This is a genomic window from Streptomyces sp. NPDC029526, assembly GCF_040637405.1.
GTDB lineage: Bacteria > Actinomycetota > Actinomycetes > Streptomycetales > Streptomycetaceae > Streptomyces.
Window position 1 is genome coordinate 888,102 of sequence record NZ_JBEZWE010000002.1, and the last position, 19,856, is coordinate 907,957.

A 19,856-nucleotide genomic window follows, 5' to 3' on the forward strand; every position below is an offset into this window, starting at 1 on the left:
CGGAGCCGGTCAGCCCCAGACGCTCGTGTAGTTGTACTGACGGTGGTACCGCGGGGTCCACAGGCTCGGGTACGGCTCGCTGATGTTCCCGCACCTCCCCAGCTGGATCGCGCCGCGCCGCCCGGTGTCCATCAGGCACTTGCCGCTGGACGCCTCGACGATCTCCCAGTGGTCGTTGCCCTGGTCCACCCAGCGGAAGTGCTGACCCGGCCCCTGGCAGTGACCGATCACGATCGGGGTGCCGTCCGCCTGCGAGGCGTTCTGGGCGCCCAGACAGTACTTGCCGTAGACACCGATGAAGAACAGGCCGGGCGTGGGCGACTGCATGAAGTAGAACCGCTGGTGGAGCTTGCCCTTGCAGTCGAAGCGCTGGACGACCGCCCCCGGGTTCTGCGACGCGCCGCGCACGTCCATGCACTGCCAGGAGTACGAGGCCCGCATCTCGTAGATGGCGGCGTTGTCGATCCAGCCCGTGTAGCGGATCGGCGGATCGGCTGCCGTGGCCATGCCCGGGAACAGCATGACCAGCAGGGACGCCAGAACCGCGAGGATCCCCCCACGGCGCATACATCGAGCCACTGCGCTTCCTCCTTTGCCTGAATTCCGAGCGGTGTGGTGCGCCGGTGCCGTGATCTGATGGCTTGTTGTGTTCAGCACCGGAACGCCCTGAAAGCTAGTGCGTCCGGTCGTCCGGCTGTACCGCCTGTTCAGGGGGGTTGTGTGGGCGGGGAGAGAGTGCCGTGAGCGAGGGTTCCGGGCTCCAGCGGTCCCAGTCGTTCATGATCCTGGCGACCGGCCTCTACCGGGCCAGCCACCTGGTGGTCGGGGTCCTGGCGGTGGCCCAGCACCAGCGGCACAGCCCGCTGTCCTGGGCGGGCGTCACCGTCGCGCTGGCGGTGAGCGTCCTGCTCTTCGCCACCGCCCGCTCCCACGGCTGGTTCACCACCGGGCCGGTCCTCACGGACCTGCTCCTCATCGGCTGCGTCCTGCCGTTCGTCGTGTACGCCGGCGGCGCGCGGCGTCCGGCGGAGGTCGCCTGGGCGATGCTCCTCGGCGGCTCGGCGAGCGCCGCGTCGGCGGTCGCCCTGCGCCGGCTGCCCGCCGTGGCCGGCGCGGTCGCCGCGCTCCTCGCGACGCACGCGGCCGGCTACTGGCTGACCGACGCGGACGTGGCGGTGGTCGTCGCGCATCTCAACGCCGTCGTGGCCTCTGCCGTCATGGCCCGCGTCTTCTGGTGGTATCTGCGCCGCCAGGGCAGCAGGCTGGACGCCGCCACCGCCCAGGCCCTCGCCGCCGAGACGGAACGCGCCCGGTACGCCGAACGCATCGCTCACCACCGGGCGTTGCACGACACGGTCCTCGCCACCCTCACCGCCATCGCCACCGGCCGCGCCGACCCCGCCGCACCCCCGGTCCGCGAACGCTGCGCACGGGAGGCGGCCTACCTGCGCCGCCTGATCCAGCAGCAGACGGAGGACGAGACGACAGCCGGCGCCCCCGCCCGCGCCGGCGTCGACCTCGGCGCGCGAGGAGCCGTGACCGGGGGCCTCGGGGTGACCGGGGAGGGGCCGGCCGTGCGCGCGGAGGGGCCGGCCCTGGGCGGGGGAGAGCAGCGAGATGGGGGAGACAGGGGAGATGAGAGAGCCCGGGAAGGGGCGGCGGCCACGGGTGCCCTGTGCACGGGCGGGACAGCCCAGTCCCTGGCCCGGAGGGACACCGTCCCGGGGAATGCCGCTCCGGGGAACACCGTCCAGGAGGACGCTGCTCGGGCGGACCTGGGCGGAGGGCGACGGAGCGGAGGGCGCCAGGGCGGAGCGGGGGGCGGGTCCCGGGCGGGAGCGACGCAGGCCGCGGAGGGCGTAGCGGCACTCACGGGGAAGAAAGCCGTGGGTCAGGACGCCATGGGCCAGGACACCGTGGGTCAGAAAGCCATGGGCCAGGACGCCGTGGGCAGCCGAACCCCCGGCCGCCAGGCAGGAGTCCCGTTCCCGGCGGCAGCCGCTGCCGCTGCGGAGGCCGTCGAACGGGCGGTGCACTCGGCGGAGTGCCTGGGCCTGCGCGTCACCGCCCAGTACCACGGCCTGAACCGGCTCACGGACCTCCCCACCGACGTCGCGACAGCCCTCGGCGCCGCCCTCACCGAAGCCCTGAACAATGTCCTGCGCCACGCGGGCACCGGGCACGCCTACGTCACGGTCACCGGCACCCGCAACCGCACCGAGGACGGTGGCGGCGGCGTCACGGTGACGGCGGTCGACCGCGGCGTGGGCTTCGACCCGGCGACGGTCACCCAGGGCCTGGGCCTGCGCCACTCGGTCACCGCCCGGATGAACGAGGCGGGCGGTGCCGCCTTCGTCGACAGCGCCCCCGGCGAGGGCACCCGCGTCGAACTGCGGTGGCCGGCATGACGGGCACCATCACCGTGGGCGCCGTGGACGACGACCGGATGCTGCTCGACGGCCTGCGGCTCTGGCTGGCCGACGTGCCAGGCGTCCACCTGGCGGCCACGGCTCCCACCGTCGACGACCTCCTCACCCCCGCCGCCCCCGCCGCCCCGGGACCACCGCACATGGACGTCGTCCTCCTGGACCTCCTCCTGCGCGACGGCTCCAGCCCCGCCGACAACATCCGCCGCCTGCGGGCCGCCGGGCCGCGCGTCCTGGTCATCAGCACCGTGGCCGACCGCGGCCGGATCGTCGCGGCGACCGCCGCCGGAGCGGACGGCTACCTGACCAAGGACCACGACCTGCCCACGCTCGTCGACGCCCTCACCGACATCGTCGCCGGCGGCACCGCCCACTGCCCCGAACTCGCCTTCGCCTGGGCCTACGACGACACACCAGCCCGCCCCGCCCTCTCCCCCAAGGAGCGCCAGGTCCTGGTGGAGTACGCCTCCGGACTCACCCTCAAGGCCACGGCCCGCCGCCTCGGCATCAGCCCGCACACCGCCAAGTACTACCTGGACCGGGTCAAGGACAAGTACCAGCAGGCGGGCCGCCCCACGTACACCAAGACCGACCTGGCCGTCCGGGTGCGCGAGGACGGCTGGGGCGCCGACTGAGCCCGCTCCTTCACGGGACGGCCCCGTCTCGGGACGCGAACCGCCGGCCGGAGCCGACGGCATGACCGTGACCGCAGGCGACCGCCCACCGCCGCCCACGGCCGCCTACTGCCGACCGCCGTCCACCGCCGTCCACGGCCGTCCACACCCCACGCCGGGCGGACCCGGCGGCGGCCGTCGTCCCCCGTCCCGGCTCGTCCCATCCGTCGGTGCGTTTCCGCAGGTCAGACGTTTCCCTGTCCCAGGATGTCCCCAGCCGGGCGCTGGGACGTCGATCGGCCATTAGCGTCCTCCATCGCCCCACCGGCGCAGTGGGGAGGCTCACCCGGTAGAAGCACCGTCCAAGGAGAAGCACATTGCGTTCGTACGCCCGCCGCGCGGCCACCGTCGCCGCTGCCATCGGTCTGGCCGTGTCCGGTTCCGTCCTGACCTCGCCCGCCGCGCAGGCAGCTCCCAAGCTCACCTGGAAGGAGATCGGTTACAAGCAGGAGTTGAAGAAGGACGGCACCCGCGGCTTCCAGCTGTACGACCACCCGAACAACATCGGTGCCATCACATGGGCGGCCGACCCGCTCCTGGGCTCCTGGACCGGTGACACCCTCTACGTCACCGACAAGGAGAGCGACGGCTACTACGTCGTCGGACAGGTCAAGCGGGTCTCGGACGGGAAGATGATCATCAACATCAGCACCCAGGGCAAGCCCGCCCCTTCCAAGGTCAAGAAGACCAAGAACCTCAAGGAAGGCACCAAGATCCAGTTGCGGGCCTGCATCAAGAAGGGCACCAAGAGCTACGGCTGCACCAGCTGGTACTCCGCCAAGGCCTGACCCGCACCGCCGGCTTCAGGCCCGTCCCGGCCCGCCCTGGGCCGGGACCGGCCGCACGAGACAGTGGTCGGCAGGGCCCCGCCGTGAACCCCCGTCCCACCGACTCACCAGCCCACTCGCGGTAGGTGTTCCCCTACCGGGTACCCCACGGTGCCGGCACCCCGGTCCTCGCCCGAGCGTGGCCGCGCACCCGCACCGGGTGCGGTGGCGCCCCCGTGGTCACCAGTACCAGTTCGCCCCCGTCGTGGGGCGCCCCGAACAGCACGGCCTCACGGAGCCGGGGTTCGACGGCACGTGGGTCGGCGGCCACGGGCTCACCGGGACCGGCCACCCGCACGGCGAACACCCGGTCGCAGACCAGCACCGGGTCACTGCCCGCCACATCGTCGGCGGCATACACCCGGACGAGGCCGTCCTCCCCGAGCCGTTCGAGCACCCGCAACGCCGGCACCGGCGCCCGCCGCAGGGCCTCCGCCCGCCGACGCGCCAGCAGTCCCGAGCCCAGCAGCGAGAGCCCGGGCAGCCCGGCGACCAGGACCAACAGCTGCCAGTCGAAGGCGTCGTAGGGCTCGGCCACCAGACGCCGCCACGTCCCGTCCTCCAGCACCGTCACCGTGCCCCCGACGGGGTAGTGCTCCGGGAAGAGCGCGTCGACGGTGACCGTCCTCGTACCGTCGAGACGCACCCGCAGCGACAGGTCGTGCCGCGCGATCACCTCGGCCTCCACGGCGACGGCCGCGTCGGCGCGCCGCTCGTCCGCCCGGATACCGCCGAGACCCATCCCCACCGCCCAGGCGGCCAGGCCGCACAGCGTGGCCCCGACCGCGATCAGGACCGTGCCCCGCCGCAACGGCATCACGGACCCCGGCAGCGGGTGCCGCGCCGCCCCTGCCGCCCGCAGGGCGAGCTCCCGCTGCCGACGCCGGGCTGCCACCCGCTCCCGGGCACCGGCCCAGCACAGCCCGGCGGCCGCGATCACCCCGAGGTTCGCCACCGCCGACGCGGCATCCGCGCCCGGCACTTCCGTCAGCCCCACCGAGACGGCCAGCAGCGGCGCGGCGACCAGCACCACATCCGACCCCCGGGCCGTCCAGTACACGAGCCCCACGGCCAGCCCCAGTTGCGCCATGCCGCCCCAGTCCGGCCCGCACGGCACCGCCTCACTGCACACCGGCACCGGCTCCACGGCGAAGGCCCACACCAGGGAGGCCAGCAGCGCCGCCACCGCCCACACCGGCCGCGCCCACGCAGCGGGCCGAGCCCGCACCCACGCCCACGCGTCCCCGGACGACCAGCCGACCACACCCGCGGGAACCGAAGCCGACGGTATCGGCACAGGACTCTCGATCACGCCTGGAGTATGGCGGAGGCGGCGGAACGGGGCCCGCGTTTTCCTCCAGGCCCCGGCGGCACGCACCGATGCTGCCTCAGCGACAACCGCCGCCCGAAGGCCATGGAGCCCTGGGTCGTCACATCCGCTCGACTTCCGCTTCCGCCCCGCCGTGCCTCACTCCCCGGCCCCGGCCCGGTCGCCGGCAACGGCCGGGGGCGGGGGTCGAGTTCAGGCCTAAGACCCGGGATTGCGCCTCCGGGACGGAGCCCAGCTCCGGACTCGGCGTCACGCGATCGGGCTCTCCGCCGGATCTTCCGTGGACCAGGCGTCAAGGCCCTGCACGCGCACTCCGGCTCTCCGGATCGTCCTCGGCCGGTCCACGCAGACGCCCGTAGAACGCCGGTACCAGCAGGGCGTTGGCCAGGGTGAGACCGGTGGCCACGAGGACCGTGTGAGAGCTGCCGAGCTCGTGGTACAGCCAGCCGCCGATCGCCCCGCCCAAGGAGTCCCCGGCGAGGAAGGCGCTCTGCACCAGCCCGAAGAACACCCCGGCGAGCGCGCCCGGAAAGGCGTTGAGTTGCAGCAACTCCTGGGACACCGTCGCCCCGAGCAGGAAGACACCGCGAACCGCGAGCGCACAGGCGGCCAGCCAGGGACTCACGGACAGAGCCAGGAGAAGCGTCGCCGCCGCGCAGCAGCTCTCCGACACCAGGAACACCGCCAGCGGCGACCGCGAGCGCAGGAACCGCCCGGCGACCGCCGCCGCGACCAGCCGTACGACACTGGCCACGGCCAGCACCACACCCACGAGGGCCACCGGCACACCGCGCTCGGCCAACAGCAGGGGCAGGTAAGGGCTGAGGATGCTGACGTAGAAGCCCATCACCAGACCGAGCCCGACGATGCCCAGCGCCAGCCCCCGGTGCCGCCGGAACACGGTACGGAACCCGGCGTCGCCACTCCCGACCTGCGCCTGCCCCCCATGGCCCGTACGGGACCGGCTCGGCGGAACCAGCAGCAGCCCCGACAGCACACAGCCCGCGGCGAGCAGCAGCACGGTGACGTAGCCGGGGTCACCGGCGCCCACGAACGCGGCGAGCGCCCCGGCGGTGCCCATACCGAGCGCCGTCCCCGCCTGGGTCATGAACTCCCGCCGGGACACCAGGCCGACCCGCTGGTCCTCCGTCGTGTGGTGCAGGATCCAGGTCCGCAGCCCGATGAACACCGACGACGCCCCGGCCCCCGCCACCAGCCCGGACACGACCGCGACCAGCGCACTGTCGTGCACGATCCGCAACGCCATCCCGGCCGCGTACAGAGCGGTCCCCGCCCCCAGGACCGCCCGCGGTCCCCACCGATCCGCGAACCGCCCGATGAACACCGACGTCGTGCCCGCGAGAGCCATCGCCGTATACGAGAGCCCGAAGTTGACGAGGTCGTCGTGCTCCGCGAAGTACAGCGGATGCACCGTTTTCGACAGCCACATCCCCGCGAAGAACACGAAGGTGAACGCCACGACACGACGCCCGCCCGGTACCGTCGCACCACGCCCGGGAGGCGCGTTCCTTCGCCCCCGGCGCGCTCTCGGTACGTCGGACCAGGGCAACCGCCCACCCAAGGCAACCCTCCCTCACTGCGTCGCACTTCAGCCGCTCCCGGACACCTCACGGCGGCTGCGATCCGCTCGACACCTGCGCGGGCGGGCCGGATCGCGTCAGGAGCCGGCACCACGACCCCCTCCTCCCATCAAGCGGAGGGAGTTCCCCGAGCCGCGTGCCGCTCGACCGTCGGCGTCAGGAACCGCCGCCGGCTCACCCGGCAGCCTCCCCGACGGCACGCCGCAGGCCTGCGCCCGGAGAACCGAATCGACCGAGGACAGAAGACGTCGCCGTGCCGTCCCATCTCCCGGGCGGCCCGCGCGCTGCGCAGGTGAACGAGCGTCAGGCACCGCAGCACAGCGCACAAGTGACGCCCCTGTCCGCCCGATCGTGGCGTACGTCACGAGCAGCCAGGGCTGCGATCACAGACGCGCCGCCGGCCAGAGTCCGCACATCGACAGCGACAGCCGCATCACACCTTCTTCCCACGCTGACCAGGAGAAAAGGATGTTGCTCCCCCGGCCCTGTGCGACAGCGCGGCGTCGCCTTCCGGCCCTGAGGGAACGCGAACCGGTCAACCCGTTCTCCGCCCGGCGTGACCTCGCTCTCGCGCGAACCAGGTCATCCTCCCCGCTCCTTGGCGCAGCACGGCGAAGCTGAGGGCGGCACCACTCAGCTCCCGATTGCGTGCAGCAGTCGTGGTCACCGTCGACTGGCTGAGGAGAAGCCCCGCTGCATACGTCCGACACCGCACCACCTCGAGCGCCCGCAGTTCGCTCCACCGGGGTGATTTTCCGCTTTCCTGCCACAACACCACCCATCCAGTGCAATATCCCTTGCAGAGCACTGGGGTGTGGCCGGAAGCACACCCTTGCGGTGGTGCTCGCTCTGGCACGGGAGAACGCACGTGATAGCACTCGGATCCACTCTCACCCTGAAGCACGCCCGTAGCTACGTTCCCAAGCGGGGGGTCACCACATCAGGCGCACAGGACGCCGGGTTCGCCGACGAATGGCACGTGGAAGCCGTTGACCGGCCGCGGCTGACGATCCACGACACACGATGGGACGGCGGCGAACGGGACGTGGTCCTCCAGCAGGTCCCCGTGCTGCCCGAGATGCCCGCCGCCTTGGCCAACCTGCACAGTCGGCACCGGGCCGGAATCACCGCGGTGTCCGATGAACGCCGTAGGATCACGGCCTTTCTGTCCCTGCCACAGCCGGAGGGAAGGCCGCGTCAGAAGCGCGCCCTGACCACGGCCCAGTTGGCCCAGGGGTGCGGCCCCACGCTGCTGTGCCAGTTACTGGGGCGCCCTGGCGTCTCGCTCACTCCGGCCTGCGATCCGACAGATCCACAGGACATCGAACGCTTTCAGCATGCGATCACCTTCGATGACGAGGACCAGGAGACGCCCGTCATCGCCTACGTCCTCACACGGCTCATGCCGACGTTGCGGCACACCGGTTGGGCTGCCGATGAGTGACCGGCGGCTGGACGTGTGCGCACGGCATCGCTTCTCCAGTGGTGGGCGGGGACGCCGGCGAACCGTTTTCCGTACTCCGCACCGAACGCATGGGCAACGGCCCGAGGCGCTGCTGAGCGGCCGAGAACGGCACCGAAACGGTGGTGCACCGGGCCGGCAGGGCGGCTCCACCGACTCCCGTGTCGCTCCCGCCGGTTCCCAGTGGTCGCACGACCATGACGGGTGCGTCATTCGCCCGGGTTTGCACGTAGCCCGCCACCCGTCGTTGAGGGTTCCCAGCCCGATTGCCGGTGCCGGAACAGCCGGAACAGCCGGAACAGTGGGAAGGGAAAGGATGGGCTCGGGCGCCGTGGAGACGGCATCGCCGGCCGGGGGAGGTGACACACCATGAGCGTGGCCGTTGGACCCGGGAACGCCTGCCCCACTGCGCAAGAGGCTCGGGAAGCCTGGGCACGAGAGGCGTACGTGGTCCTCGCGGAAGTAGCGCGCAGTTATCACGCCGTCATCACATACAAGGAGCTCGCACAGGAGATCCAGCAGAGGACCGGAATCCGTACCAAGGCTCTCCTCCAGAATTGGGTCGGTTCCGTCCTGGGCGCGGTGGTGCGTGAAGCGCATCGCCGGGGAGATCCTCCGCTGACTGCTCTGGTGGTCCGCGGCCACGACGGCATGGTGGGCGACGGCTACAAGGAGGTCCTGAAGGTTGCGGGAGAACCGCCGGTGGAAGACGTGCTGGAGCGCGAACAGCACGCTGCCGAGGCCCGTCTCAGGTGCTACAGACACTTCGGGGCGACCCTGCCGGTCGAAGGCGGTGTGCCCGCCCTTGCCCCTAAGTATCAGGCGCTCGTCGAGCGCCGCCGCAAACGTACCGAGAAGCCTTCACCCGTCTGCGGTACGTGTTTCATGCAGCTCCCTTCAACCGGCGTCTGCGACTCGTGCGGCTAGGTTCTGTCCGGCGGATCATTGACGGAGCCAGAGCCGGATCGCAGCGGCGGTGACGGTGCCGTGGAAGACGTAGGCCCTCTTGTCATAACGGGTCGCGACCGCGCGGGAGTTCTTAAGCCGGTTGATGGTCCGCTCGACCTCGTTGCGGCGTCGGTAGTGGTCGCGGTCGAAGCCGGTTGGCCTGCTGCCTGCGCGGCCCCTGCGGTGCCGGTTGGCCCGCTGGTCCTTCGGCTCCGGGATGGTGTGCCGGATGTGGCGTCTTCGCAGGTAGCGGCGGTTTCGGCGGGAGCTGTATGCCTTGTTGCCGCTGACGTGGTCCGGCCTGGTTCGGGGGCGGCCGCCCAGCGGGCGGGGGACCCGAATCCGGTCCAGGACCTCGACCAGTTGCGGAGCGTCGCCCCACTGGCCCGGTGTGAGCAGGAGAGCCATGGGGCGGCAGCCGCCTTCGCCGGCCAGGTGGATCTTGCAGGTCAGGCCGCCCCGGGACCGTCCGAGTCCCTCGTCGGGGCGGTGGTGCCGGGGCGTTGTCCTTTTTTCGGGACTCGTGGCCGGGTCTTGCGGGCGCCGGCCGCGTGCTGATGGGCCCGGCAGGACGTCGAGTCGACACCGATCAGCGACCAGTCGATCCGCCCTGCGAGGTCGGCGTCGGCCTGGACCGACTGCAAAATTCGGTCCCAGGTGCCGTCCGCCGACCAGCGGCGATGCCGTTCGTAGACGGTCTTCCACGAGCCATAGCGTTCCGGCAGGTCACGCCAGGGGACACCGGTCCGGATCCGGAACAGGATCCCGTTGACCACCGTGCGGTGGTCGTTCCACCGGCCGCCCCGGCCACCCGCAGGCGGCAGATGCGGTTCCAACAGCGACCACTCGCGATTCGTCAAATCCCCCCGACCCATGACCGAAGCAACAAGCGACCAGTCAGAAGGTCACATGATCCGCCGGACGGAACCTAGGCCTGGAGCTGGTCTTCTCAGCACCGGTGCGGCTGCGGGCAGCTGAGGCTGTATGAGTGATTACACCACTTTTAGTCGGCCACTCATCCATAATGATCGCCGTCATCCGTATTGGGGCGGCACCTTGAGGGGGTAAAATGTCGGAAATCTACATGGCTCCACGTCCTTGGAGTGGTCGAGCCTTCTCTATGCCGGCGCTTCAGGGCGGTAGCGAAAATCAGATCGCTGTACTCCGCACCCTGTTGTCGGCGCTAGCAGCAGGCGTTGATGTCGACGAACCTATTAAGCTGCCCGGCGAGACCGACGCCCAGGTGCCTTTCTCTTATGTAGGTCAGCGGCTTCAACCTACAGGACTTATCGCACGTACTGGGCAGCGTTCCTGGATCCTGACTGCGGCGGCTGAAGAGTGGCTCCGCACGGACAACGATGGGTACCTTCTCTCGGTACTGCACGCACATATTAAGTTTCTGGGTGAGCTTCTGAGTGAGGCTCGCGACGGCATGGCGCAGTCTGACCTGTTGGCTGTAGCCGAAGAAAAGTACAACTGCTCATGGAATTCTCTCGATCAGATTCGTCGGCGCACAGCTTGGTTGCGTTCCGGAAAATTGGCCACCCTCGATTTCAACTATAAGCTTCACCCAACGGAGGCGGGGCTTGAATGGCTAAGCAGGGTTGACCTCGCGCAGCCTGGCACTTTCAAGAGGAAATCACCGCGATCTACCGCACAGATTACAGAAGTTCCTGCGCCACATCCGCTCGTGGGTGAAGCGCTGGATCAGGTAGATCACAGTGGTCGGAAGCATAATATTGGTTACATTCCGCGGAGTGAGGGTGACGCTTTCGTATCGTTTCGAAAGTTCGTGACTGCCTTGGCTGAAGAAACAAGCCGTCAGGCAGTCGATGAGTTTGCTGCATCAGAGTTCGGCCTCCGCCCCTCTTCGTCAGCAGGGGCTCTGAGCGCACTGAAGAATGCAGGACTCGTCGAGCAAGTTGGCTTCAACCTCTATCGTGCGACGTCGGTTGGCGTTGCCTGCCTGCAGGGATCTACGAACCTAGATTTTTTGCGTGTCATTCACGCTAAGTTTTCCTTCGTGGGTGAAGTGCTAGAAGCCCTTGAAGAGGCTGACACTCCCAGAGATCTAGCAGCTTTGGGCAGACTGCGTTACGGACTGCCAACTGAGTCCGTCCCTGAAGTACGAACCAGGCTTCAAATGCTCAGGTCCTGCGACCTAGTAGAAGAAGTGGGGTGGGGGCGCTACCAGCTCCTTCCACTCGGCCGGGCACTGGCGCTGGAGCTACCACTGGCTACTCCCACGGAACCCGACGAACTCGCCAGCGATCTCCAGGGAGGCAGCCGAAGTGATTTTTCGGGATTGGTTGCCGAACTAGCCGAAAATCTTACTTCTGCATCAGTGGATTCGTCTAGGCCAGAACGGTTCGAAAAGGCAGTGGCCGATGCGTTTTCCTTCCTAGGCTTCGACAGTCAGCTTCTTGGTGGATCGGGCCAAACAGATGTTTTAGTCTCAGCCAAGCTGTCTGGTGACATGGGGTACAGTGCGATCATCGATGCCAAATCGTCTGCCTCGGGAAAGATTGCCGAGACTCAGATTAACTTCGACACCTTGAAGGAGCATCGAGCACATAACACGGCCGATTACGCGCTCATCGTCGGGCCATCCTTCCCAGCTGCTAGGGTCTCCGAGCGCGCTCACAGCCATCACATCGGACTCGTTGAGGTTCAAGAGCTCATCGAGGTTCTGCGCCAGCATGGCACTGCCCCTCTGTCACTTTCGGAGCTCCGCGACTTCATGCAGGGACGCGGCTTGGTGAAAGCCGATGTACTGGAGAAAAAATGGGCACATGAGAAGCGGCTGTATAAGCTGTGTGATCGTGTCATTCGTCAGCTTGAAGCAGAGGCTAAGAATGCAGACGTGGTGACTTCAGGCGCCCTTTCTGCGCACGATCTTTATCTCATCTTGAGATCCGAGGTTGAGTCACCTCCGACTCCTCAGGAGATAGAGGCCGTGTTGTCGTTCCTGTCCTCCTCTCTAGTGCATGCCGTTCGCAAAATAGGTGCGCAATACGCCATTCTGGAGCATCCGCGCGTAACAGCGATGCGTCTGCAGGTCTTGGCATCAAACTTTTCGCCATGTGAGACTGAGTAGCAGCGGCTAGCCCTCGAAAGTGCGTGAGACATCGGGAGAGGGCGGTAGTCAGTAGGGCTGACTACCGCCCTCGTCTGCTGGCATCCACCCTGGTCAGCGCTTCATCGCTGTTGATTCCCAACGAGTGCCCCCGACAGGATTCTTGCCTGCACGCAGCTTCGGTGCCCTCACCGTTGGGGTCAGAGCTTCGTGGTGAGAGTGTCGTCCATGTAGCACGAATAGAACTCGTGGTATTCGCGGTGGTTGTGCAGCGGCGGAAGCCCGGCGGCCAGGCTCATGTACCAAACTGCTTCCACCATCAGGCAGGCCGCCTCATACCACTGCTCGTCTCCGCTGAACTCGATGGAAGATGCCGTGGCCATGGCACGCGCGGCATGACGAGCAGCCATAGCAGAGCGTGTTTTAGGGCCGGAGAGAGAGCTCGCAGTCCGGTAGGTGAAAGGTGTGCGGCCGCGGGTGCGAATGACGTCCGAGCACCACAGTGGATCTGAGCTGATGACGCTGAGCGCTGAACGGGCGAGGCGCCGGCTGTCTTGGACAGTTCCGGCCTTCGGCAGGGAGATGAATGCGGCGTGGTACACCTCCGCATCCGTGTCGAAAGAATGTGTCTCGAACCCTGCACGGTGCAGCGCTGCTTCGGCCGCGGCCCCGCACACAGCGCTCGCCCTCTTGACCTTCGCATAGTCGCTCTCGTAGTAGGCGTTTTCAACCTCGCTGTACGCCTCGTACCAGGCTCCGACCTCCGCGCAGACGTAGGCGACCCTGGTACGGGATGTGGCTGCATCGACAAGGGCGATCCAGCTCGGGGTAGGAGCACACATCTTCAGTGCGTCGGTGTAGCGGAGACCAGTGGCGTACTGGATCTGCCGGGCAAGATTGGCTACGCGGGACTGGCGCTTGGGCATCGTGTTCTCGCAGTCCGGCGGGCTCTGCCCACGCCGTACCCGCCCCGTTGCTCGATGCATTTTCAGTCGAGGGACACGCGGGCCCTCTGGGGCCTTGACCCGTGATCGCCTGCTGCGTGGGAGCTGACGGCGGGTGGCATTACGCGCCTTGCCGTCCGGCAGCGTACCAGTCGGGCTTCCTGTCGGGTCGCCCGTCTGCCAGGCCTTGGCGCATTGGTTATCGACCAGCGCACGGCATCCACTGACCCTCGGGGCGCTGAGCGAGGGGGCGGAAGTGGAGATAGGGGCATGGGAGCAGTAAGGAACGGCGATTGCGGGTGTGTCGGAGGTGTGTCGCGAACGCTGAGAGGCAACGAGAGAGGGCGGAAGTCAGTGAGGCTGACTCCCGCCCTCTTCTGTCGGCATCCGCCCTGGTCAGGTCCCATTTCAACCTTGTGACCGGCGAGTGCCCCCGGCAGGATTCGAACCTGCGCACACGGCTCCGGAGGCCGTTGCTCTATCCCCTGAGCTACGGGGGCGTGTCGGGCGCGGTGATCGCGGCGACGGGTAGAACACTACCAGTTCCCGAGGGGTGGTCATGAACCCCTTTTCGTGAGTCGGCCGGGGTCGGGGCCGGGGTCCCGGTCAGCCTGGTGGGCCGGGTTCGCTCGTGCGGGGCGGAAGTGGGGAAAAGCCGGACGCGGTGGTCGGTGCGGACCTACTCTCGAGTTGTGCCAGGGGCTTCTGGCCGGGTTCTTGTTGTGGACGACAACAAGGTCATCCGGCAGCTGATCAGGGTCAATCTCGAGCTGGAGGGCATCGAGGTCGTGACCGCGGCCGATGGTGCCGAATGTCTCGAAGTCGTCCATCAGGTGCGGCCCGACGCGGTCACCCTTGATGTGGTCATGCCGCGGTTGGACGGCATACGGACCGCGGCGCGGCTGCGGTCGGATCCGCGTACCCGGGATCTTCCGCTGGCCATCGTCAGTGCCTGCAGTCCTCAAGAGGTGGAGAGCGGGCTCGACGTAGGCGTGGACGCCTTCCTCGCCAAGCCCTTCGAGCCGGCCGAGCTCGTGCGCGTCGTGCGGCGGTTGGTCGAGTCGGGCTGGCGTGACGGGGGGCGTCCCGGCGAACGGCCCGGGGTCGACCGGCTCGGGCGGGTTCCCGACGGGGCCGACGGGTCGCAACGCGCTGCCGGGCACGCCTGACCCACCATGGCGGCACTCGCAATGCCCGTCATGCCTTGCCCGCATTCTTGCCTGCATTCCTCATCTTCGAGCTGCTGACTCCTCGCGACGCCCGACGGGCCCCACACGCCTGGGTCGGCGGTGGGCAGCGCCTCGGCGCCGCCGTCTGGGGGAAGCGGACGAGCATGGCCGAGTGGCGGGGGAGTGCGTCCCGGCCCCGGCCGCCGTCCAGTGGCCGACGGCCGGGGGCGCGGCCCCCTCCGGCAAGCCCCCGCACGACCCCCCTGTCCACATGACGGGATCACCGCAAACCGGTTCGCCTACCCACCCCCCTCCTCGCCTACGCTGGTCCCGTGACCCCCGTCGAGCTCTCCCGCACCGTGCTGCGCGCGGTGCGTCGTGCTGTCGAGGAGGGGGAGCTGGAGGTGGCCGTGCCCGAGAGGGTGGTGGTCGCGCCGCCGGGGGGCGGTGGGTGCGGGGACTACGCCACCGGTGTCGCCCTGCAGCTCGCCCGGCCCGCGGGGGAGACGCCTCAGCGGGTCGCCCGCATCCTTCGGGCGCACCTTCTCCGGCAGAGCGGGATCCGTGAGGTCGCCGTCACCGGGCCGGGGTTCCTCAACATCAGCCTGGGCGGTTCGGCCGCCGTCGCCCTCGTCGCCGAGATCCTGGCGGCCGGGGCGCGGTACGGGGAGAGCGACGCCCTCCGCGGGCAGGTCGTGCGGTTGGGCGCGCCGGTGGAAATGCGTGCTGTCGTCCAGGGCGAGGTGCTCGTCCGCGTCCTCCGCTCGCAGGGTGCCGACGCCCGCCTTGTCCACCTCACCCACCTCACTCCCAGGGCGCAGACCTCCCGCCCTGCCGGCTCCTCCGGCCGTGAGGCCGGCGGTGAAGCCGTCCGGCTGCCCCGGGAGTGGAGCGCCGTTCTCGGGGTGCCCAGCGTTCTTCCCGCGCCCGGCGCGGACGTGTCCGCACTCGCCCCCGTGCCCGTGCCCGCCCCCGCCGACGTCCTCGCCCTCGGCCGGGACGCCGCCCGCTGGGCGTTGCTGTATCCCGCCCCGCACGATCGGCCCGTCATGCCCGGCGTGCATCTTCTGCAGCGGGAGAGCAACCCCCTGTTCCGCGTGCGGTACGCCCATGCCCGGGTCCGTGCCCTGCTGCGCAACGCGGCCGACCTGGGGTACGGGTCCGAGCCCGGCGAGGCGGTCAGACAGGCGCCCGCCGAGCGAACCCTCCTCGCGCTCCTCGGCGACCATCCCCGGGTCCTCGCCGCCGTTGCCGCCCAGCGCACGCCCGACCGGCTGGCCCGGCAGCTCGTCGCCGTGGCCGATGCCGTGATGCCGCTGTTGCCGGCCGTGCTGCCGCTCGGGGAGGAGAAACCCTCGGCCGCCCACCGTGCCCGGCTCGCGCTCGCCGAAGCCGCCGGGGCGGTGCTGGCCGGCGGCCTGGACCTGCTCGGCATCGACGCACCCGACCACCTCTGAAAGAGCACGCGAAGAATGAGCCGTTCCGCACACCCCGCCGGGCCCCGCTACGCCGATGTCCTCCCCGAGGGGCACTACTCCGCGCCGCCCGCCGACCTCAACGCCCTCGACCCCAAGGTGTGGGCCGAGACCGTCACCCGCGACGAGGACGGGGTCCTCACCGTCGGCGGGATTCCCGCGACGCGGCTGGCCGAGGAGTTCGGCACGCCCGCCTACATCCTCGACGAGACCGACTTCCGGGCCCGGGCACGGGCCTGGCGCACGGCCTTCGGGGACGACGCCGACGTCTTCTACGCGGGCAAGGCGTTCCTGTCCCGTGCCGTGGTGCGGTGGCTGCACGAGGAGGGGCTGAACCTCGACGTGTGCTCGGGAGGGGAGCTGGCGACCGCCCTGTCGGCCGGGATGCCGGCCGAGCGGATCGCCTTCCACGGCAACAACAAGTCGCCCGAGGAGATCCGCCGTGCCGTGGAGGCCGGGGTGGGGCGGATCGTGCTCGACTCCTTCCAGGAGATCGTGCGGGTCGCGCACATCGCGCAGTCGCTGGGCAGGCGGCAGCGGGTGCAGATCCGGATCACGGTCGGCGTCGAGGCGCACACCCACGAGTTCATCGCCACCGCCCACGAGGACCAGAAGTTCGGCATCCCGCTGGCGGGCGGGCAGGCCGCCGAGGCGGTGCGGCGGGCGTTGCAGCTCGACGGGCTGGAGCTGATCGGGATCCACTCGCACATCGGGTCGCAGATCTTCGACATGTCCGGGTTCGAGGTCGCCGCGCACCGTGTCGTCGGGCTGCTCAAGGACATCCGCGACGAGCACGGGGTCGAACTGCCCGAGATCGACCTCGGCGGCGGTCTCGGCATCGCGTACACGAGCGACGACGACCCGCGGGAGCCGCACGAGATCGCCAAGGCGCTGACCGAGATCGTCACCCGGGAGTGCGAGTCGGCGCGGCTGGCCACCCCGCGGATCTCGGTGGAGCCGGGGCGGGCCGTCGTCGGTCCGACCGCGTTCACGCTGTACGAGGTCGGCACCATCAAGCCGCTGGACGGGTTGCGGACCTACGTGTCCGTCGACGGCGGGATGTCGGACAACATCCGCACCGCGCTCTACGACGCCGAGTACAGCGTCGCCCTGGTCTCCCGCACCTCCGACGCCGAGCCGATGCTGTGCCGGGTCGTGGGCAAGCACTGCGAGAGCGGTGACATCGTGGTGAAGGACGCCTTCCTGCCGGCCGACCTGGCCCCGGGGGACCTGATCGCCGTGCCGGCGACGGGCGCGTACTGCCGGTCGATGGCCAGCAACTACAACCACGTGCTGCGTCCGCCGGTCGTCGCCGTGAACGACGGCGGCGCCCGGGTGATCGTGCGCCGTGAGACGGAGGAGGACCTGCTCCGGCTGGACGTCGGGTAGCCGACGGGGCGGCGCGGCGGAAGATCTCCGGTCTCCCCGGCCGCCAAAATGAAATAGATGTCTCACGATCCGGACATAGGGCAGAAACGTCCGTCCGGTGAGTGAGACTGGTGCAACCGAGACGGTAATCAGGAAACGAGGTCGGATGATGCGTACGCGTCCGCTGAAGGTGGCGCTGCTGGGCTGTGGAGTGGTCGGCTCAGAGGTGGCGCGCATCATGACGACGCACGCCGACGACCTCGCCGCCCGCATCGGCGCCCCGGTGGAACTGGCCGGGGTCGCCGTGCGCCGCCCGGACCGGGTCCGCGAGGGCATCGCGCCCGAGCTGATCACCACCGACGCCACCGCCCTGGTCAAACGCGGCGACCTCGACGTGGTCGTCGAGGTCATCGGCGGGATCGAGCCGGCCCGCTCCCTGATCACCACCGCCTTCGAGCACGGCGCGTCCGTCGTCTCCGCGAACAAGGCGCTGCTCGCCCAGGACGGTGCCGCGCTGCACGCCGCCGCCGAGAAGCACGGCAAGGACCTCTACTACGAGGCCGCCGTCGCCGGTGCCATCCCGCTGATCCGCCCGCTGCGCGAGTCGCTCGCCGGGGACAAGGTCAACCGGGTGCTCGGCATCGTCAACGGCACGACCAACTTCATCCTGGACAAGATGGACACCACCGGCGCCGGGTACCAGGAGGCCCTCGACGAGGCCACCGCGCTCGGGTACGCCGAGGCCGACCCGACCGCCGACGTGGAGGGCTTCGACGCCGCCGCCAAGGCCGCCATCCTGGCCGGGATCGCCTTCCACACGCGGGTGCGCCTCGACGACGTGTACCGCGAGGGCATGACCGAGGTGACCGCCGCGGATTTCGCCTCCGCCAAGGAGATGGGCTGCACCATCAAGCTGCTCGCCATCTGCGAGCGCGCGGCGGACGGGAACTCGGTCACCGCCCGCGTGCATCCGGCCATGATCCCGCTGACGCATCCGCTGGCCTCGGTGCGCGGCGCGTACAACGCGGTCTTCGTGGAGTCGGACGCCGCCGGGCAGTTGATGTTCTACGGCCCCGGCGCTGGCGGTGCGCCGACCGCGTCCGCGGTGCTCGGCGACCTGGTCGCGGTGTGCCGCAACCGGCTCGACGGGGCCACCGGACCGGGCGAGTCCGCTTACGCCGCGCTGCCCGTCTCGCCGATGGGCGAAGTCGTCACGCGGTACCACATCAGCCTGGACGTGGCGGACAAACCGGGTGTTCTCGCCCAGGTCGCCACCGTGTTCGCGGAGCACGGTGTCTCGATCGACACGGTTCGCCAGCAGGGCAAGGACGGAGAGGCGTCCCTCGTCGTCGTCACCCACCGTGCGTCCGACGCGGCCCTCGTCGGGACGGTCGAGGCGCTCCGCAATCTCGACACCGTGCGCGGTGTCGCCAGCATCATGCGGGTTGAAGGAGAGTAGGCAGCAATGACCCACCAGTGGCGCGGAATCATCGAGGAGTACCGGGACCGGCTGCCGGTATCGGACACCACGCCGGTCGTGACGCTCCGCGAGGGCGGTACGCCGCTCGTGCCCGCGCAGGTGCTCTCCGAGCGCACCGGCTGCGAGGTCCACCTCAAGGTCGAGGGCGCCAACCCCACCGGGTCCTTCAAGGACCGCGGCATGACCATGGCCATCTCCAAGGCCAAGGAGGAGGGTGCGAAGGCCGTCATCTGTGCCTCCACCGGCAACACCTCCGCCTCGGCCGCCGCCTACGGGGTGCGCGCCGGCATGGTGTCGGCGGTGCTCGTGCCGCAGGGCAAGATCGCGCTCGGCAAGATGGGCCAGGCGCTGGTGCACGGCGCCAAGATTCTCCAGGTCGACGGCAACTTCGACGACTGCCTCACGCTCGCGCGCGGACTCAGCGACAACTATCCCGTGGCGCTGGTCAATTCGGTCAACCCGGTCCGTATCGAGGGGCAGAAGACCGCCGCGTTCGAGATCGTCGACATGCTCGGCGACGCCCCCGACATCCATGTCCTGCCGGTGGGCAACGCGGGCAACATCACCGCCTACTGGAAGGGATACCGCGAGTACGCCGCCGACGGCGTCTCGACCCGTACCCCGCGCATGTGGGGCTTCCAGGCCTCCGGCAGCGCCCCGATCGTGCGCGGCGAGGTCGTCAAGGACCCGTCGACCATCGCCACCGCCATCCGTATCGGCAACCCGGCCTCGTGGCAGTACGCGCTCGACGCGCGCGACGAGTCCGGTGGCCTGATCGACGAGGTGACGGACCGTGACATCCTGCGCGCCTACCGGCTGTTGGCCTCGCAGGAGGGCGTCTTCGTGGAGCCGGCGTCCGCCGCGTCGGTGGCCGGTCTGCTCAAGGCCGCCGAGCACGGGAAGGTCGACCCGGGGCAGCGCATCGTGTGCACGGTCACCGGCAACGGCCTGAAGGACCCGGACTGGGCCGTCGCGGGCGCCCCGCAGCCGGTCACCGTCCCGGTCGACGCCGCCACGGCGGCGGAACGGCTGGGCCTGGTCTGAGGCGTGCGGCCTCCGGAGGCTTCCCGGCCTCC

The 19,856-nt window shown here is 69.5% G+C and carries 16 protein-coding genes and 1 tRNA gene; 11 read left to right on the plus strand and 6 right to left on the minus strand.

The window, feature by feature from the left end:
- Positions 1 to 9: 9 nt before the first annotated feature.
- A complete protein-coding gene (locus AB0F01_RS09465) occupies positions 10 to 579 on the minus strand; it encodes an RICIN domain-containing protein (protein ID WP_362091727.1) in 570 nt (189 codons plus the stop codon).
- Between the two features lie 161 nt (positions 580 to 740).
- On the opposite strand from AB0F01_RS09465, the gene AB0F01_RS09470 reads away from it, so the two are divergent.
- The 3 genes from AB0F01_RS09470 (at position 741) to AB0F01_RS09480 (ending at position 3,888) form a co-directional block, all read left to right on the plus strand.
- Entirely contained in the window at positions 741 to 2,408 is a 1,668-nt protein-coding gene (locus AB0F01_RS09470) for an ATP-binding protein (RefSeq protein WP_362091729.1), read from the plus strand.
- Positions 2,405 to 3,061, plus strand: a complete 657-nt coding sequence (locus AB0F01_RS09475) for a response regulator transcription factor (RefSeq protein WP_362091732.1) — start codon at positions 2,405 to 2,407, stop codon at positions 3,059 to 3,061. Before AB0F01_RS09470 ends, AB0F01_RS09475 begins: the two co-directional genes overlap by 4 nt.
- A 356-nt stretch (positions 3,062 to 3,417) precedes the next feature.
- On the plus strand, positions 3,418 to 3,888 hold the full coding sequence (locus AB0F01_RS09480) for a hypothetical protein (RefSeq protein WP_362091735.1): 471 nt from the start codon (positions 3,418 to 3,420) through the stop codon (positions 3,886 to 3,888).
- Between the two features lie 133 nt (positions 3,889 to 4,021).
- On the opposite strand, the gene AB0F01_RS09485 is transcribed toward AB0F01_RS09480, so the two are convergent.
- Both AB0F01_RS09485 and AB0F01_RS09490 read right to left on the minus strand, forming a co-directional pair.
- On the minus strand, positions 4,022 to 5,239 hold the full coding sequence (locus tag AB0F01_RS09485) for a hypothetical protein (RefSeq protein WP_362091737.1): 1,218 nt from the start codon (positions 5,237 to 5,239) through the stop codon (positions 4,022 to 4,024).
- Positions 5,240 to 5,549: 310 nt separating this feature from the next.
- Entirely contained in the window at positions 5,550 to 6,737 is a 1,188-nt protein-coding gene (locus tag AB0F01_RS09490; RefSeq protein ID WP_362091740.1) for an MFS transporter, read from the minus strand.
- A gap of 1,100 nt (positions 6,738 to 7,837) precedes the next feature.
- Here AB0F01_RS09490 and AB0F01_RS09495 point away from each other — a divergent pair.
- Both AB0F01_RS09495 and AB0F01_RS09500 read left to right on the plus strand, forming a co-directional pair.
- On the plus strand, positions 7,838 to 8,302 hold the full coding sequence (locus AB0F01_RS09495) for a hypothetical protein (protein ID WP_362091743.1): 465 nt from the start codon (positions 7,838 to 7,840) through the stop codon (positions 8,300 to 8,302).
- A gap of 465 nt (positions 8,303 to 8,767) precedes the next feature.
- Positions 8,768 to 9,247 carry a hypothetical protein gene (locus tag AB0F01_RS09500; protein ID WP_362091746.1) on the plus strand — a complete coding sequence of 160 codons (480 nt, stop codon included), beginning with the start codon at positions 8,768 to 8,770 and terminating at the stop codon, positions 9,245 to 9,247.
- Positions 9,248 to 9,262: 15 nt separating this feature from the next.
- Here the strand turns inward: AB0F01_RS09500 and AB0F01_RS09505 are convergent.
- Positions 9,263 to 10,143, minus strand: a protein-coding gene (locus tag AB0F01_RS09505; protein ID WP_362091749.1) for an IS5 family transposase whose coding sequence is annotated in 2 segments (ribosomal slippage) — positions 9,263 to 9,783 and positions 9,783 to 10,143 — 882 coding nt in all. Because the reading frame shifts where the segments join, the coding sequence is not laid out codon by codon here.
- A gap of 194 nt (positions 10,144 to 10,337) precedes the next feature.
- Here AB0F01_RS09505 and AB0F01_RS09510 point away from each other — a divergent pair.
- Positions 10,338 to 12,365, plus strand: coding sequence for a restriction endonuclease (locus tag AB0F01_RS09510; RefSeq protein WP_362091752.1), 2,028 nt, complete (start codon positions 10,338 to 10,340; stop codon positions 12,363 to 12,365).
- A 179-nt stretch (positions 12,366 to 12,544) separates the two neighbouring features.
- Here the strand turns inward: AB0F01_RS09510 and AB0F01_RS09515 are convergent, their stop codons facing one another.
- Together AB0F01_RS09515 and AB0F01_RS09520 are read right to left on the minus strand one after the other, a co-directional pair.
- Positions 12,545 to 13,270: a hypothetical protein gene (locus AB0F01_RS09515; RefSeq protein ID WP_362091755.1), complete on the minus strand. Its 726-nt coding sequence runs from the start codon at positions 13,268 to 13,270 to the stop codon at positions 12,545 to 12,547.
- A gap of 446 nt (positions 13,271 to 13,716) precedes the next feature.
- Positions 13,717 to 13,788 (minus strand) — tRNA-Arg (locus AB0F01_RS09520).
- Positions 13,789 to 13,959: 171 nt separating this feature from the next.
- On the opposite strand from AB0F01_RS09520, the gene AB0F01_RS09525 reads away from it, so the two are divergent.
- The 5 genes from AB0F01_RS09525 to thrC all read left to right on the plus strand — a co-directional run bounded on the left by AB0F01_RS09525 (position 13,960) and on the right by thrC (position 19,824).
- On the plus strand, positions 13,960 to 14,457 hold the full coding sequence (locus AB0F01_RS09525; protein ID WP_362091758.1) for a response regulator: 498 nt from the start codon (positions 13,960 to 13,962) through the stop codon (positions 14,455 to 14,457).
- Positions 14,458 to 14,789: 332 nt separating this feature from the next.
- The gene (gene nrtL / locus AB0F01_RS09530) at positions 14,790 to 15,914 is read left to right on the plus strand and encodes an ArgS-related anticodon-binding protein NrtL (RefSeq protein ID WP_362091761.1); all 1,125 of its coding nucleotides are present in this window, start codon (positions 14,790 to 14,792) and stop codon (positions 15,912 to 15,914) included.
- Between the two features lie 15 nt (positions 15,915 to 15,929).
- The gene (gene lysA, locus AB0F01_RS09535; RefSeq protein WP_362091764.1) at positions 15,930 to 17,321 is read left to right on the plus strand and encodes a diaminopimelate decarboxylase; all 1,392 of its coding nucleotides are present in this window, start codon (positions 15,930 to 15,932) and stop codon (positions 17,319 to 17,321) included.
- A 145-nt stretch (positions 17,322 to 17,466) separates the two neighbouring features.
- Complete coding sequence (locus AB0F01_RS09540) at positions 17,467 to 18,759, plus strand: homoserine dehydrogenase (protein WP_362091767.1); 1,293 nt, start codon at positions 17,467 to 17,469, stop codon at positions 18,757 to 18,759.
- Positions 18,760 to 18,765: 6 nt separating this feature from the next.
- On the plus strand, positions 18,766 to 19,824 hold the full coding sequence (thrC, locus tag AB0F01_RS09545) for a threonine synthase (RefSeq protein WP_362091770.1): 1,059 nt from the start codon (positions 18,766 to 18,768) through the stop codon (positions 19,822 to 19,824).
- The last annotated feature ends 32 nt before the right edge of the window (positions 19,825 to 19,856 follow it).

What these genes read in the sequence shown, in the direction of transcription:
- lysA (WP_362091764.1), top strand. Translation starts at nt 15,930, where the DNA reads ATGAGCCGTTCCGCACACCCCGCCGGGCCCCGCTACGCCGATGTCCTC.
- AB0F01_RS09475 (WP_362091732.1), top strand. Translation starts at nt 2,405, where the DNA reads ATGACGGGCACCATCACCGTGGGCGCCGTGGACGACGACCGGATGCTG.
- AB0F01_RS09540 (WP_362091767.1), top strand. Translation starts at nt 17,467, where the DNA reads ATGATGCGTACGCGTCCGCTGAAGGTGGCGCTGCTGGGCTGTGGAGTG.
- AB0F01_RS09515 (WP_362091755.1), bottom strand. Translation starts at nt 13,270, where the DNA reads ATGCCCAAGCGCCAGTCCCGCGTAGCCAATCTTGCCCGGCAGATCCAG.
- AB0F01_RS09510 (WP_362091752.1), top strand. Translation starts at nt 10,338, where the DNA reads ATGTCGGAAATCTACATGGCTCCACGTCCTTGGAGTGGTCGAGCCTTC.
- thrC (WP_362091770.1), top strand. Translation starts at nt 18,766, where the DNA reads ATGACCCACCAGTGGCGCGGAATCATCGAGGAGTACCGGGACCGGCTG.